13 protein-coding genes are annotated in these 13,495 nt (G+C 67.4%); 10 read left to right on the top strand and 3 right to left on the bottom strand.

Annotated features, from left to right (window positions below):
* From J7528_RS06200 to J7528_RS06245, 10 genes are all read left to right on the top strand, one after another.
* Complete coding sequence (locus J7528_RS06200) at positions 1-2,304, top strand: chemotaxis protein CheA (RefSeq protein WP_291872069.1); 2,304 nt, start codon at positions 1-3, stop codon at positions 2,302-2,304.
* A gap of 3 nt (positions 2,305-2,307) precedes the next feature.
* On the top strand, positions 2,308-2,775 hold the full coding sequence (locus J7528_RS06205) for a chemotaxis protein CheW (RefSeq protein ID WP_291872070.1): 468 nt from the start codon (positions 2,308-2,310) through the stop codon (positions 2,773-2,775).
* Positions 2,775-3,644, top strand: coding sequence for a protein-glutamate O-methyltransferase CheR (locus J7528_RS06210; protein WP_291872071.1), 870 nt, complete (start codon positions 2,775-2,777; stop codon positions 3,642-3,644). The genes J7528_RS06205 and J7528_RS06210 overlap by 1 nt, the downstream gene beginning before the upstream one ends.
* A complete protein-coding gene (locus J7528_RS06215) occupies positions 3,644-4,678 on the top strand; it encodes a chemotaxis response regulator protein-glutamate methylesterase (RefSeq protein WP_291872072.1) in 1,035 nt (344 codons plus the stop codon). The genes J7528_RS06210 and J7528_RS06215 overlap by 1 nt, the downstream gene beginning before the upstream one ends.
* Positions 4,679-4,681: 3 nt before the next feature.
* Complete coding sequence (locus tag J7528_RS06220; protein WP_291872073.1) at positions 4,682-5,071, top strand: response regulator; 390 nt, start codon at positions 4,682-4,684, stop codon at positions 5,069-5,071.
* Positions 5,071-5,631 (top strand): chemotaxis protein CheD, encoded by a 561-nt coding sequence (locus tag J7528_RS06225; RefSeq protein WP_291872074.1) that lies wholly within the window; start codon positions 5,071-5,073, stop codon positions 5,629-5,631. The genes J7528_RS06220 and J7528_RS06225 overlap by 1 nt, the downstream gene beginning before the upstream one ends.
* A gap of 5 nt (positions 5,632-5,636) precedes the next feature.
* Positions 5,637-6,020, top strand: a complete 384-nt coding sequence (locus J7528_RS06230; RefSeq protein WP_291872075.1) for a chemotaxis protein CheU — start codon at positions 5,637-5,639, stop codon at positions 6,018-6,020.
* 7 nt (positions 6,021-6,027) lie between these two features.
* On the top strand, positions 6,028-6,630 hold the full coding sequence (locus J7528_RS06235) for a response regulator (RefSeq protein ID WP_291872076.1): 603 nt from the start codon (positions 6,028-6,030) through the stop codon (positions 6,628-6,630).
* Positions 6,627-7,097, top strand: coding sequence for a chemotaxis protein CheE (locus tag J7528_RS06240; protein WP_291872077.1), 471 nt, complete (start codon positions 6,627-6,629; stop codon positions 7,095-7,097). Before J7528_RS06235 ends, J7528_RS06240 begins: the two co-directional genes overlap by 4 nt.
* 294 nt (positions 7,098-7,391) lie before the next feature.
* Positions 7,392-10,415 carry a TonB-dependent receptor gene (locus tag J7528_RS06245; RefSeq protein WP_291872078.1) on the top strand — a complete coding sequence of 1,008 codons (3,024 nt, stop codon included), beginning with the start codon at positions 7,392-7,394 and terminating at the stop codon, positions 10,413-10,415.
* A 62-nt stretch (positions 10,416-10,477) separates the two neighbouring features.
* On the opposite strand, the gene nagA is transcribed toward J7528_RS06245, so the two are convergent.
* From nagA to J7528_RS06260, 3 genes are read right to left on the bottom strand one after another with little or no spacing between them, the layout of a single operon-like run.
* Entirely contained in the window at positions 10,478-11,614 is a 1,137-nt protein-coding gene (nagA, locus tag J7528_RS06250; RefSeq protein WP_291872079.1) for an N-acetylglucosamine-6-phosphate deacetylase, read from the bottom strand.
* On the bottom strand, positions 11,614-12,687 hold the full coding sequence (locus J7528_RS06255; RefSeq protein ID WP_291872080.1) for an SIS domain-containing protein: 1,074 nt from the start codon (positions 12,685-12,687) through the stop codon (positions 11,614-11,616). Before J7528_RS06255 ends, nagA begins: the two co-directional genes overlap by 1 nt.
* A 14-nt stretch (positions 12,688-12,701) precedes the next feature.
* Entirely contained in the window at positions 12,702-13,445 is a 744-nt protein-coding gene (locus J7528_RS06260) for a GntR family transcriptional regulator (protein WP_291872081.1), read from the bottom strand.
* Between the last annotated feature and the right edge of the window lie 50 nt (positions 13,446-13,495).

Genomic DNA, 13,495 nt, shown 5'->3' on the forward strand with positions numbered 1-13,495 from the left:
ATGGACGAGCTAGAGGCCATCAAGGTCACCTTCTTCCAGGAATGCGAGGAGCTCCTCGCCGACCTCGAGGGCGGTCTCCTGGCTATGCAGGAAGGGGCCGGCGACCTCGAAACGGTCAACGCCGTGTTCCGCGCCGTCCACTCGATCAAGGGTGGCGCGGGCGCCTTCGGCCTCGAGCCGCTGGTGCGTTTCGCCCACGTGTTCGAGACCCTGCTGGACGCCGTGCGTTCGGGCACTGTTCCGAACACGGTCGAGCTGGCCGCCGTCCTGCTGCGCGCCTCCGACATCCTGGCCGACCACGTCAGCGCCGCGCGCGGCCTGGGCGATGTCGACATGGGGGCCTCGGCCGCCATGGCCGCCGAGCTGGAAACCTGGACCGACCCGAACGCCGCGCCCGCCGCGCACGCCCCGCTCGTTGAGGACGCCGCTCCGGTCGCCGCCGCGCCGGCTGCAGCAAGTGTTTCTGGCGTCGCCGATGACGACGCCATGGATGACGACGACCTCGGCTTCGTCTTCGTGCCCCAGACCATCACGGTCGAGGCGCAGGCCGCCGACGCCGAGCCGAGCAACGTCTGGACGGTGTCGATCCGTCCGAAGTCGGACCTGTACCGCAAGGCCAACGAGACGGCGCTGCTGCTGCGCGAGCTGAGCCGCCTGGGTCCGATCAAGGCGACCCTGGACGACAGCGCCCTGCCGGCCCTGGGCGAGCTGGATCCGGAAGCCGCGTTCGTCACCTGGAGCGTGCGTCTGGAGACCGAAGAAGACGAAAGCGCGATCCGCGAAGTCTTCGAATTCGTCGACGGCGACTGCGACCTTGAAATCACCCGCGGCGAAGGCGGCGTTCAAGACGCCATGGCCTCGCTGCTGGCCGTCGCTGAAGCCCCGCCGGTTGTCGAAGCCGTCGAGCCCGCTCCGGCTCCGGCTCCCGAGCCCATCGAAATCATCGCCCCGGCGCCGGTCGCCGAGGTTGTCGAGCCCGTCGCTCCGGCCCCCGCGCCGGTCGTCGAGGCCGCCAAGCCCGCCGCCGCTCCGGCTGCTCCGGCCGCCGCCACGCCCAAGGCCACCCCGGTCGAAGTCCCGGGCCCCGGCCAGTCGGTCATCCGCGTCGACCCGGAACGCATCGATCGCCTGATCGACTTGGTCGGCGAGCTGGTCATCAACCAGGCCATGCTGGCGCAGCGCGTCGGCGAATATGGCATCGCCCCGTCCTCGAACCTGGCCATGGGTCTGGATGAGCTGGAACAGCTCACCCGCGAGATCCAGGACAGCGTCATGGCCATCCGCGCCCAGCCGGTGAAGTCGGTGTTCCAGCGCATGCCGCGCCTGGTCCGCGAAGTCGCCAACATGACGAGCAAGCAGGCTCGCCTGGTGATGGAAGGCGAGAACACCGAGGTCGACAAGACGGTCATCGAGCGTCTGTCCGATCCGATCACCCACATGCTGCGCAACGCCATCGACCACGGGTTGGAAAGCCCCGAGGAGCGCAAGGCGGCCGGCAAGAACCCCGAAGGCGTCGTGCGCCTGGCTGCCCTGCACCGCAGCGGCCGGATCGTCATCGAGGTCTCGGACGACGGCAAGGGCATCAACCGCGAGCGCGTCTTCGGCATCGCGGTCAAGAAGGGCCTGATCGCCCCCGATCTGCAGCTGACCGACGAAGAGATCGACAACCTGATCTTCCTGCCGGGCTTCTCGACCGCCGAGAAGATCTCGGACGTCTCGGGCCGCGGCGTCGGCATGGACGTGGTCAAGCGTTCGGTCCAGGCCCTGGGCGGCCGCATCTCGATCGCCTCGCGTCCGGGCCAAGGCTCGACCTTCACGCTCAGCCTGCCGCTGACCCTGGCCGTCCTGGACGGCATGGTGGTCGACGTCGCCGGCGAGACCCTGGTCGTGCCGCTGGCCGCCATCGTCGAGAGCCTGCGTCCCAAGCCGGAAGAAGTTCGCCCGCTGGGCCCGGTCGGCTCGGTGCTGGCCGTCCGCGACAGCTTCGTGCCGCTGATCGACGTCGGCCAGGCCCTGGGCTACCGCGACCACTCGCCCGCCCCGACCGACGGCGTCGTGCTGCTGGTCGAAGGTGAAGACGGCTCGCGCGCCGCCCTGGTGGCCGACGCCATCCATGGCCAGCGCCAGGTCGTCATCAAGTCGCTGGAACAGAACTACCAGCAGGTCGAGGGCGTCGCCGCCGCGACCATCCTGGGCGACGGCCGCGTCGCGCTGATCCTCGACGTCGACGCCACCATCGCGATGCGCCGCCGGGATGGCGGAGCGCCGCGTCCCACCGAACCCACCCTCATCGCCGCGGAGTAAGTCATGACTGACCATGCCACCGCCAGCGGGGCCGACCGCCGAGAGCTGATCTCCTTCCGCGTGGGCGACCAGGAGTACTGCGTCGACATCATGGCGGTTCGCGAGATCCGCGGCTGGAGCCCGGCCACCGTGCTCCCGCAGTCGCCCAGCTTCATGCGCGGCGTTATCAACCTGCGCGGCGCGGTCCTGCCGATCATGGATCTGGCCTGCCGTCTGGGCATGCCGATCATCGAGCCGACCGTCCGCAGCGTCTTCATCGTGGTCAAGGCGGGCGACCGCACCGTGGGCCTGCTGGTCGACGCGGTGTCGGACATCCTGTCGATCAATGACGACATGGTGCAGCCGACGCCGGACATGGCCTGCGACACCGTCCGCAACTTCGTGCGCGGCATCATCTCGATCGAAGGCCGCATGATCAGCGAAATCTCGCTGGACCGCATCCTTCCCGAACGCGAGGCCCTGGCCGCCTGATGACCATCGCCACAGCCTCCAACCGTGAAGCCCTCGTCGACGGCGAGTTCGCGTTCACGACCGCCGACTTCAAGCGCATCGCTGCGCTGCTGTACGACCTGGCCGGCATCAGCCTGCCCGACAGCAAGGCGACGCTGGTCTACTCGCGGCTGGCCAAGCGCCTGCGCACACTGGGCCTGCGGACCTTCACCGACTACTGCGCCTTCGTCTCCAGCGACAAGGGCGGCGACGAGAGCCAGGAGATGCTCCGGGCGCTGACCACCAACGTCACGCGCTTCTTCCGCGAGCCGCACCACTTCGACGACCTGCGCGCCAACATCCTGGAGCCGGTCGCCGACAAGGTCCGCGCCGGGGGCCGCCTGCGCCTGTGGTCGGCCGCCAGCTCGTCGGGCCAGGAACCCTATTCGATGGCCTTCACGGTGCTGTCGGTGTGGCCGAACGCCGCCGATCTGGACATCCGGATCCTGGGCACGGACATCGACACCAACGTGCTCGCGACCGGTCGCGAGGCGGTCTACGACGAGAGCCTGCTGGAAGGCATCCCCGCCAATGTGCGCGGTCAGTACTTCGAGCGTGACGCCGACCGCCGCAGCTGGCGCGTTTGCGAACAGGCTCGCAGCCTGGTCGCGTTCCGGGAACTAAATCTCAACGGTCCGTCCTGGCCTATGAAGGGCCCGTTCGACGCAATCTTCTGCCGGAATGTCGTGATCTATTTCGATGAACCTACCCAGGAACGTGTTTGGAGCCGGTTCGCCCCGCTCATCGCGCCCGGCGGCCGGCTGTATGTCGGCCACTCCGAGCGCGTCGGGGCCTCGGTCACCGCGTTCGAGAGCTGCGGCCTGACCGCCTATCGGAAGGTGGGCCGCTGATGCCTAAGATTCGCGTTCTGGTCGTCGACGACTCCGCCACCATGCGGAGCCTGATCACGGCGGCCCTCAATCGTGACCCGGAAATCGAGGTGGTCGGCGGCGCCGGCGACCCGTTCGAGGCGCGGGGCATGATCAAGGCCCTGAACCCCGACGTCGTCACGCTGGACATCGAGATGCCGAACATGAACGGCATCGAGTTCCTTGAGAAGATCATGCGCCTGCGGCCGATGCCGGTGGTCATGGTCTCGACCCTGACTCAGGCCGGCGCCGAAATGACGCTGCGGGCCCTGGAACTGGGCGCGGTGGACTGCGTGGGCAAGCCCGCCGACGCCACCGGCACCCAGGAAGCCCTGGCCGAGATCGTCGCCAAGGTGAAGATCGCGGCCCGCGCCGCCGTCCGCACCAACGCTGGCGCCACGCCGGCCGCGGCGCCGGTCCGCCGCAAGGACTTCATGCCGTCGGGCGACATCGTGGCGATCGGCTCGTCGACCGGTGGGGTGGAAGCCCTGCTGTCGATCCTGCAGCTGTTCCCCGAGACCTGCCCGCCGACGGTCATCACCCAGCACATGCCGGCCACCTTCACCGCCAGCTTCGCCGCGCGCCTGGATCGCGCCAGCGGGGCCAAGGTGCAGGAAGCCACCGACGGCGCCCTGCTGGAGCCCGGCAAGGTTTATGTCGCCCCCGGCGGCGCCACGCACCTGGAGGTCGTCCGCTCGGCCGGCCTGCGTTGCCGCCTGGTTCAGGGCGACCCGGTCAGCGGCCACCGCCCGTCGGTGGACGTGCTGTTCAACTCGGTGGCCCAGGCCGTCGGCGACAAGGCGGTCGGGGCCATCCTGACCGGCATGGGCCGCGACGGCGCTCAAGGCCTCCTGGCCATGCGCAAGGCGGGGGCCAAGACCCTCGGCCAGGACGAAGCCTCGTGCGTCGTCTACGGCATGCCGCGCTCTGCTTTCGAACTTGGCGCTGTGGAGAAGCAGGTTTCCCTGTCCCACATGGGCCAATCCATTCTCGATCTGGCCTCCGCGAGGCGATGAACCATGCCGCAAGCTAGCTCCATCTCCGTACTCGTGGTCGACGACCAGCTCACCATGCGGGCTCTGATCCGCAATGCGTTGCAGCAGATCGGCTTCAAGGACATCCGTGAGGCGCCCGATGGCGAGGAGGCTCTGAAGAACCTCCTGGCCAAGCCGGCCAACCTCGTCATCTCGGACTTCAACATGCCGAAGATGGATGGCCTGGCCCTGCTGCGCGCGGTGCGCTCGCACCCGCCGATCCGCCAGACGGCCTTCGTCATGCTGACGGGCCGCGCCGACCGTGAACTGGTCCAGCGCGCCGTGCAGTTCGGTGTCAACAACTACTGCGTCAAACCCTTCACCGTGCAGGGTTTGAGGGAGAAGATCGAACAGGTGTTCGGGCCGCTGACATGATGCAATTCTCCCAAAACGACGACCCGGAACGGGCGATCAAGGTTCACGTGACCCAAGGCGAAAGCCATGTGACGACCGATCCGCAGGTCGTCATGACCACGGTGCTCGGTTCCTGCATCGCCGCCTGCATCCGCGACCCGCAAGCCGGCGTCGGCGGCATGAACCACTTCCTGCTGCCGGAAGGCGACGGACGCGGGGGCGGCGACGCCGTCCGCTACGGCGCCTACGCGATGGAACTGTTGATCAACGACCTGCTGAAGCGCGGCGCCCGCCGCGAGCGGCTGGAAGCCAAGATCTTCGGCGGCGCCAAGCTGTTCGACGGCCTGTCGGACGTCGGCGCCAGCAACTCGGCCTTCGCCGAGCGGTTCCTGCGCGACGAAGGCATCCCGATCGTCTCGTCCAGCACCGGCGGGGTCTCGGCCCGTCGCGTCGAGTTCTGGCCGACCTCCGGCCGCGTCCGCCAGCGCCTGGTGGCCGTCGACAACGCTCCGCAGGACGTTCGTCGTCCCGCGCCCGCCCCAATGCCTGCCGCTTCCAGCGGCGATGTGGATCTGTTCTAGCGCCCATGAGCTCATCGCCGCTGCCGTTGACGCCGATCGCCCCGACCGAGGATCACCTCCCGGTCCAGGAGTTGTCGCGTCGTCTGGCGGCGGAGCTGGCTTCGGCCGCCGCCATCTGCCGCGACTGCGAGCACCTGGTCGGCGACCTGGCCAAGGAAGGCGGGGCCACGGTCGAGAACCTCTCGCGCCTGCAGGCCCTGGACGAGCTGAGCCAGCGCCTGCACGGCCTGTCCGAGGTGCTCGAGCGCGTCGGCCTGCACGCCTCCGGCGAATGGGCGATGTCCATCGCGCCGGTCCTGAACGGCCTGGGCCTTTCCGACATGGCCATGCGCCTGCGCGCCGAGGAGCTTGGCGAACGCGCCGAGGCCGGCGAGCTGGACTTCTTCTAGCGGGCCGATGCCGGAAGCGCTCCTCCCCTCGGCACGGATCAATCTCGAACGCGCCACGGTGCTCGTACTGGACGACAACGGTGCCTCGCTGGACATTTTGTCGCAGGTGGTCTCGGGTTTCGGCGTCAAGCAGCTGTACCGCGCCGAGACCGTCGCCGACGCGCAGGCCTTGATCCGCACCAAGACCTTCGATCTGATCGTCAGCGACGTGCAGATGCCCGTCACCGACGGCATCGAGTTCATCGAGTGGCTGCGCCGTGAGGGCGGCGAGACCAATCGCTACATCCCGGTGATCCTGCTGACCGGTCACACCCGCACCTCGCAGATCTTCAAGCTGCGCGACGCGGGCTCCAACTATGTCGTGGCCAAGCCGCTGACGCCCAAGGTGCTGCTGGAGCGCATCTTCTGGGTCGCGCGCGAAGAGCGGCAGTTCATCGAGTGTGATACGTTCATCGGACCCGACAGACGCTTCAAGCACGAGGGACCCCCGCCGGGGACGGACGGACGGCGGAAGGATGACCTCCCGGCAGAGGTGGGCGATGCGCAGACGCCCAACATGACCGATGACGAAATCGCCAACCTGATGCGCCCAGCCAAGGTGCAGATATGACCGTCCGCAAGTTCCGTCCCCCCAATCGCCTAGCCTCGCTGATCAAGGACAAGGGCGGCATCCTGGCCAAGGACGCCGTCGCCGCCGCCGAGGCTGGGGTCGAGACCCTGCGCGAATCGTCGATGGCCGCGCTGGACGAGGCCCTGGGCGAGATCGAGCGCCGTTTCGGCAAGTCCGCGCCCGACCGCGCGACCGCCAGCTTCGAGGCGCTGTACCTGTTGGCCTCGCGGGTCATCGACGTCAGCATGTTCGTTTCGGACGCCGGGGTCGACAAGGCGGCCATGTCGTTGTGCGGCTTGGCCGACAGCTGCGGCACGGCCGGCGTCTGGCGCTGGGACGCCGTCGACGTGCACCTCAACGCCTTGAAATTGCTGCGCGCCCATGGCGCTGAGCTGCTGCCTGAGCAACGCGACGCCATGCTCGAGGGGCTGTACCAGGTCAGCCACTACAAGCCGGAAGAGGGCTGAACGCCGTCTCGGGCGGGCGTGTGACATAACGCCGCTATGTGTCGAAACCGCAACGGAGTTACAAACTCCTGGGGTTGTGACCGCTTTGTGGCCTTGTCGACCGCATCCGGCTTTGTTAGCAGTCTGATACCGGTGTCAAAAACCATAGTTCGGTTCTGACACCGGTAGCAAAAATGAAGATCAAATAAGGCTGGACGCCGGTCTCGTGGGAAGGACGCGAGGCCGGAAGGAAGGCCGAAGGCGGCGGCAACGTCGCCTCGCACCGACCATTCGGTCGACACGGGAGGAGGTTCTATGTCCAAGAAGTCCACGGGACGCGTGCGCGTCCTGCACTATGGCGTGTCCGCTGGCGCGCTGGCCCTGGCGATGTCGTTCGCCGGCGCCGCCGCCGCTCAAGACGCGCAAGCGCCCGCGGCCCCGGCCGCTGCGAGCGAAGAAGTCGAAGCCGTCGTCGTCACGGGCTTCCGCGCCTCGCTGGCCAACGCCCTTGATGTGAAGCGTCGCGAAAACGACCTCGTCGACGTCATCAAAGCCCAAGATATCGCCGATTTCCCCGACCTGAACCTGGCCGAGTCGCTGCAGCGCGTGCCGGGCGTGTCGATCGACCGTGACGGCGGCGAAGGCCGCACCATCACCGTCCGCGGTCTGAACGCCGACTTCACCGTCGTGCGCCTGAACGGCCTGGAAGCCATCGCCACCACGGGCGGCAAGGACGGTTCGGGCGGCGCCAACCGCAGCCGTCAGTTCGACTTCTCGATTTTCGCCTCGGAGCTGTTCAACAGCGTCACGGTGCGCAAGTCGACCTCGGCCAGCAACGAAGAAGGTTCGCTGGGCGCGATCATCGACATGCAGGCCGCGCGCCCGTTCGACTTCAGCAAGTTCACGATGAGCGCATCCGGCAAGATCGGCTGGAACGACCTCTCGCGGAAGAGCGACCCGCGCTACACCTTCCTGGTCAGCGATCGCTGGGACACCGGCATCGGTGAAGTCGGCGCCCTGCTGTCGGTCGCCTACGCCACCCGCGCCCAGCGCGAGGAAGGCTCGTCGACCGGCCGCTGGGAAAATCCGTCGGTGCGCTTCAACTCGTCGACCGCCTTCCCCTGCTCGGGCGCGGCCTACAACCCGGTCAGCGGTCCGCCCCTGACCTGCGCCCAGATCGGCACCGTCGTCGGCGGCACCACGCCGACCACCACGGCCGCCGCCGGCACCGCCAACAACCTGTGGCACCCGCGGATCCCGCGCTACGGCCGCCTGGACTACGATCAAAAGCGCCTGGGCGTGACCGGTTCGCTGCAATGGCGTCCGAACGACCGCTCGACCCTGACCCTCGACGCGCTGCTGGCCAAGTTCACCAACAACCGCGACGAGACCTATCTGGAAATCATCTCGTTCAGCCGTAGCGGCGCGGGCCTGCCCCTGACCGACGTGGTGAACTACACCGGCGACAGCAAGGGCACCCTGATCAAGGGTACGTTCGACGACGTCGACGCCCGGGTCGAGTACCGCCACGACGACCTGAAGACCGAGTTCAACCAGTTCGTCCTGACCTATGACACCAAGTTCGGCGACGCTGGTCACCTGAACATGGTCTACGGCCAGTCGCGTTCGATCCAGGACAACCCCGTCCAGACGACCTTCTCGTTCGATCGCTACGACAGCGACAACTACAGCTACGACTACTCGGCCAACGACAAGCTGCCGAACTTCAACTACGGCTTCGATCCGACCAATCCGGCCAATTTCCAGTACAGCGCCAGCAACGCCCTGGGCGACGCTTCGCTGCTGCGTCTGCGCCCGAGCAAGGCGGTCAACACCTTCAAGACGTTCCGGGCTGATGTCGATTACGAGATCATCAACGGCTTCAAGCTGCGCTACGGCGGCGTTTACAAGAAGTACGGCTTCAACTCGTGGGAAAAGCGCCTCTATTCGCGCAACCTGGCGACCACCGGCACCACCTTCACGGCGGAAGCCGCGTTCGGCCTGCCGGCGGGCACCACGGTCGCCGACGTCTCGCGCGTGATCACCGGCTTCGGCCGCGGCCTGGACCTGCCCTCGGGCGTGCCGACCTCGTGGCTGGCCCCGGATCTGGAGAAGCTGAAGGCCAAGCTTGGCTACGACTGTAACTGCATCAACGCCAACGGCGACTTCCGTCTCAGCGTCGCCAACCAGCTGGGCGCCCTGCGCCAGATCACCGAGAAGGACACCGCCTTCTACCTGCAGGGCGACTTCGACTACGACATCGCCAACATCCCGGTGCGCGGCAATGTCGGCGTGCGTTGGGTGAAGACCGAGCAGGCGGCCCTGGGCCACTACAACACCGGCAGCGTCACGACGCCTGTGGCGACGCCCTTCGGCACCATCTCGACGACCGTTCCCACCGACGGCGTCCAGTCGACCTCGCGGACCTACACCAAGACGCTGCCGTCGCTGAACCTTTCGGCCCAGCCGTTCGAAAACTTCTACGTCCGCTTCGCGGCCGCCAAGACGATGACCCGTCCGCAGCTGCAGAACCTGACCCCTGGCTTCACCGCCATCAGCCAGGCCAACCAGACCCTGACGCGCGGCAATCCCGAACTGAATCCGATGATGTCCAAGAACCTGGACCTCAGCTTCGAATGGTACCCGGACAAGGAGACCCTGTTCTCGGTCGGCCTGTTCCAGAAGGACATCAAGTCGTTCATCCAGACCTCGGCGATCACCATGCCGTGGGGCGAGACCGAGCTGGCCAACAGCCTGCTCAGCAACGGCAACACCGTCGACACGCTGTTCACGGTCACGACGCAGATCAACACCCCCGGCGGCAAGCTGAAGGGCTATGAGATCTCGCTGCAGCGTCCGTTCACCTTCCTGCCGGCGCCGTTCGACGGCTTCGGCGGCATCGTGAACTACACGCACGTCCAGAGCGACATCCAGTACGTGATCAGCAACCCGGTCTATTCGGGCACGCCGCGCGTCCTGGTGACTCCGGCCGTGCTGCTGACCCAGCCGCTGATCAACCTGTCGCCCGACGCCTACAACGCGACGCTCTACTACGAAAAGGGGCCGTTCAAGGCCCGCGTCTCGGCCTCGTACCGCGACCCGTACCTGATCCAGGTGGCGCCCTCGGGCACCAACAACAACGATGTTCGGATCAAGGAAAAGACCATGAACATCGACACCCAGGTCAGCTACAACTTCGGCAACTTCACCGTCACCCTGGAAGGCATCAACCTGACCGACCAGGCCGACAGCAAGCTGGACGACTCGACCCGCATGATCTCGGAAGAGTACGTGCACTACGGCCGTCAGTTCTATCTGGGCTTCAAGTGGAAGTATTAAGCTTCCACCGGGCCTAGCCTGAAACGAGAAGGGCGCTGACCTCGCGGTCAGCGCCCTTTTTGTCAGGTCGAAACGCCGTCGATCCAAGTTCGTCGGATCGACAAATCCTCGTCCAGCAGGCAGAAGTCCGCCGCATAGCCCGGCGCGATCCGGCCGCGCTGGCCGTCCAGGCCCAGGAACGCGGCGGGGGCGGCCGAGGCCATCATCACCGCGTCCTCCAGGCGCACGTCCAGCATCCGGACCGTGTTGCGGACCGCGCCGGCCATGTCGAGGTCCGAGCCGGCCAGGGTGCCGTCGTCGCCGACGCAGACGCCGTCGCGGACCACGATCTCACGACCCTGCAGGGTGAAGCGCTTGTCGCTCATGCCCACGGTCGGCATGGCGTCGGTGACCAGCATGAAGCGGTCCAGCGGCCGGGTGCGCAGGGCCAGCTTCAAGGTCACCGGATCGACGTGGCGGCCATCGACGATCAGGCCGCACCAGGCTGTCAGACTCTCCAGCGCCGCGCCGACCGCGCCGGGCTCGCGGCTGGTCAGGGGCGACATGGCGTTGAACAGGTGCGTGAAGCCGGTCAGGCCGTGGTCCAGCGCCTGGCGCATCGTGCCGTAGAGCGCGTTGGTGTGGCCGGCGGCGACATGCACCCCGGCGTCGGCCAGCCGCTGGATCATGTCCGGCGTGGTGCGCTCGGGGGCCAGGGTCACCAGGGTCTTGCCGACCTTCAGCGACGACAGCAGCGCCAGCGCCTCCTCGTCGATGACGCGGAACTTGCCCTCGTCGTGGATGCCCTTGCGCTTGGGGTTGAGGAACGGGCCCTCGATATGGACGCCCAGCACGCCGGGCACGCCCTGTTCGATGGCCTGCTCGGTGGCGCGCATCGCCTGGTCGACGACCGAGAGGTCGTCGCTGATCAGGGTCGGCAGGAAGCCGGTCGTGCCATAGGCGCGGTGGGCCGCGCCGATCGCGGCGATAGCTTCCGGCGTGGGGCTGTCGTTGAAGAGGACCCCGCCGCCGCCATTGACCTGGGTGTCGATATAGCCGGGGACCAGCAGGCCGCCGTCCAGGTCGGTGCGCTCGGCCGAAGCCGGAACCTCGGACGCGGCGACGACGCCGGCGATCTTGCCGCCTTCGACCAGCACGGCCTTGCCGGTTTCGACACCGGTAGCCGTCAGGACGCGGCCATTGACGAGAGCAGCCAGCATCAGACGGTTTCGGTGACCTTGTTGAGGTGGGGCGGGCTGTCGGGATTGTAGCCGCGGGCGACCGACAGGGCGTTGGCCATGCGGTAGAAGCTCTGGATCATCAGGATCGGCTCCAGCACCGGATGGGCCGAGACGGTCGGCAGCACCCCGTTACCGGTCTCACCGGGAGCGGCCAGCAGCACCGTGGCCCCGCGCTCGCGCAGGCCCTTGGCCATGTCGTCGACGCTGGCGCGGCTCTCGTCGTTCTGGGCGAAGACCAGGGCCGGGAAGCCGTCCTTCACCAGGGCCATCGGGCCATGCAGCACCTCGGCGGCGCTGAAGGCCTCGGCGTGCAGGCCGCACGTTTCCTTGAACTTCAGGGCCGCTTCCAGCGCCACGCCGAAGCCGACGCCGCGACCCAGGACATAGAGGTTGCGGGCCAGCTTCAGGCTCTCGACGGCCGGCGACCAGTCCTGAGTCCAGGCTTGCTCGAGCGCCTTGGGCAGGCTGGACAGGGCCGAGGTCAGCTCGGCGTCTTCGGTCCAGGCGGCGATCAGCTGGGTGATGGCGACCAGGGCGGCGATATAGGACTTGGTGGCGGCCACCGACAGCTCGGGACCGGCATGCAGCGGGATGACCTCGTCGGCCAGCTCGGCCAGCGGCGAGTCGGTCACGTTGACCAGGGCCACGGCATAGCCGCCGGCGGCCTTGGCCGCCTTCACCGATGCCAAGAGGTCTGGGCTCTTGCCCGACTGCGAGATCGCCAAAACGAGCGCGCCTTCCAGGTTGGGCGAGGCGTCATAGACCGAGCTGACCGACAGGCCAGCCGACGAGGTCAGCACCCCGGCCTTGGTCTCGATCAGGTAGCGGGCGAAAGTGGCGGCGTGGTCGCTGCTGCCGCGGGCGATGGTGACGACCACGCGCGGCGGGTTGGCGCGCAGTCGCTCAGCTAGAGCCTCGATCTTGCGAGCGTTGGCGGTCAGCTGGGTCGCGGCGACCGAGGCGGCTTCGCCGGCCTCCAGGAACATGCGCGTGGACTCAGGCGACAACCGCTGTGCGGGGCTCTCAGGACGGGTCAAGACAGTCGCCTCCAAGCTCAACTCCTAACTCAGGACAGAGAGTTCAATTCGGCGACGAAATCGTACGCATCGCCGCGATAATAGGATTGTGTGACTTCCACCGCCCGGCCGTCGCGCAGAAAGCCGCGCCGTTCGATCAGCAGACCGGCGTCCTTGACCGGAACGCCCAGCAGGTCGGCCTGCTCGGCCTGGAACAGCACCGCGCGCAGCCGCTGCAGGGCGCGCACAGGGCGATGGCCGGTGGCCTCGAGGGCTTCGTACAGCGACGTGCCCACGGCTTCGGTCGAGGGCAGGGCGAAGGCGGCGATGGTGGTATATTCCACGGCCATCGGCGCGCCGTCGGCATAACGGATACGGGCGAAGCGGAAGACCGAGGTGCCGGGCGACAGGCCAAGCGTCAGCGACTCTTCCGGGTTCACCTGGCCTTCGCTGCGGCTGATCCATTCACTGCGCGGCACGCGACCGCGCGAAATCATGTCCTCGGTGAAGGACGACAGCTTCGAGAAGCTCTTTTCCACCCGCGCGGCGACGAAGGTGCCCGCGCCCTGGCGACGGGTCAGCAGGCCCTCGCTGACCAGGCCGTCCAGCGCCTTGCGGACGGTGATGCGCGAGATGCTGAATTCCTCGGCCAGGTCCCGCTCGGCGGGCAGGGCGTCGTCGGGTGACAGCACCTTCTTCTGGATGGCCTCACGCAGGGCGCGCTGCAGCTGCTTGTAGAGCGGGGCGTGGTCGCCGGCGGCGTCGAGCCGTCCGATCCGTTCAGCAAACGTCATGTCCAACCCCTCCCTTCGCCCCAGAAGCGGATGCGCGATCGGCGCGCATC

Origin of the sequence: Caulobacter sp., from assembly GCF_017744445.1 — a bacterium.
Lineage (GTDB): Bacteria > Pseudomonadota > Alphaproteobacteria > Caulobacterales > Caulobacteraceae > Caulobacter.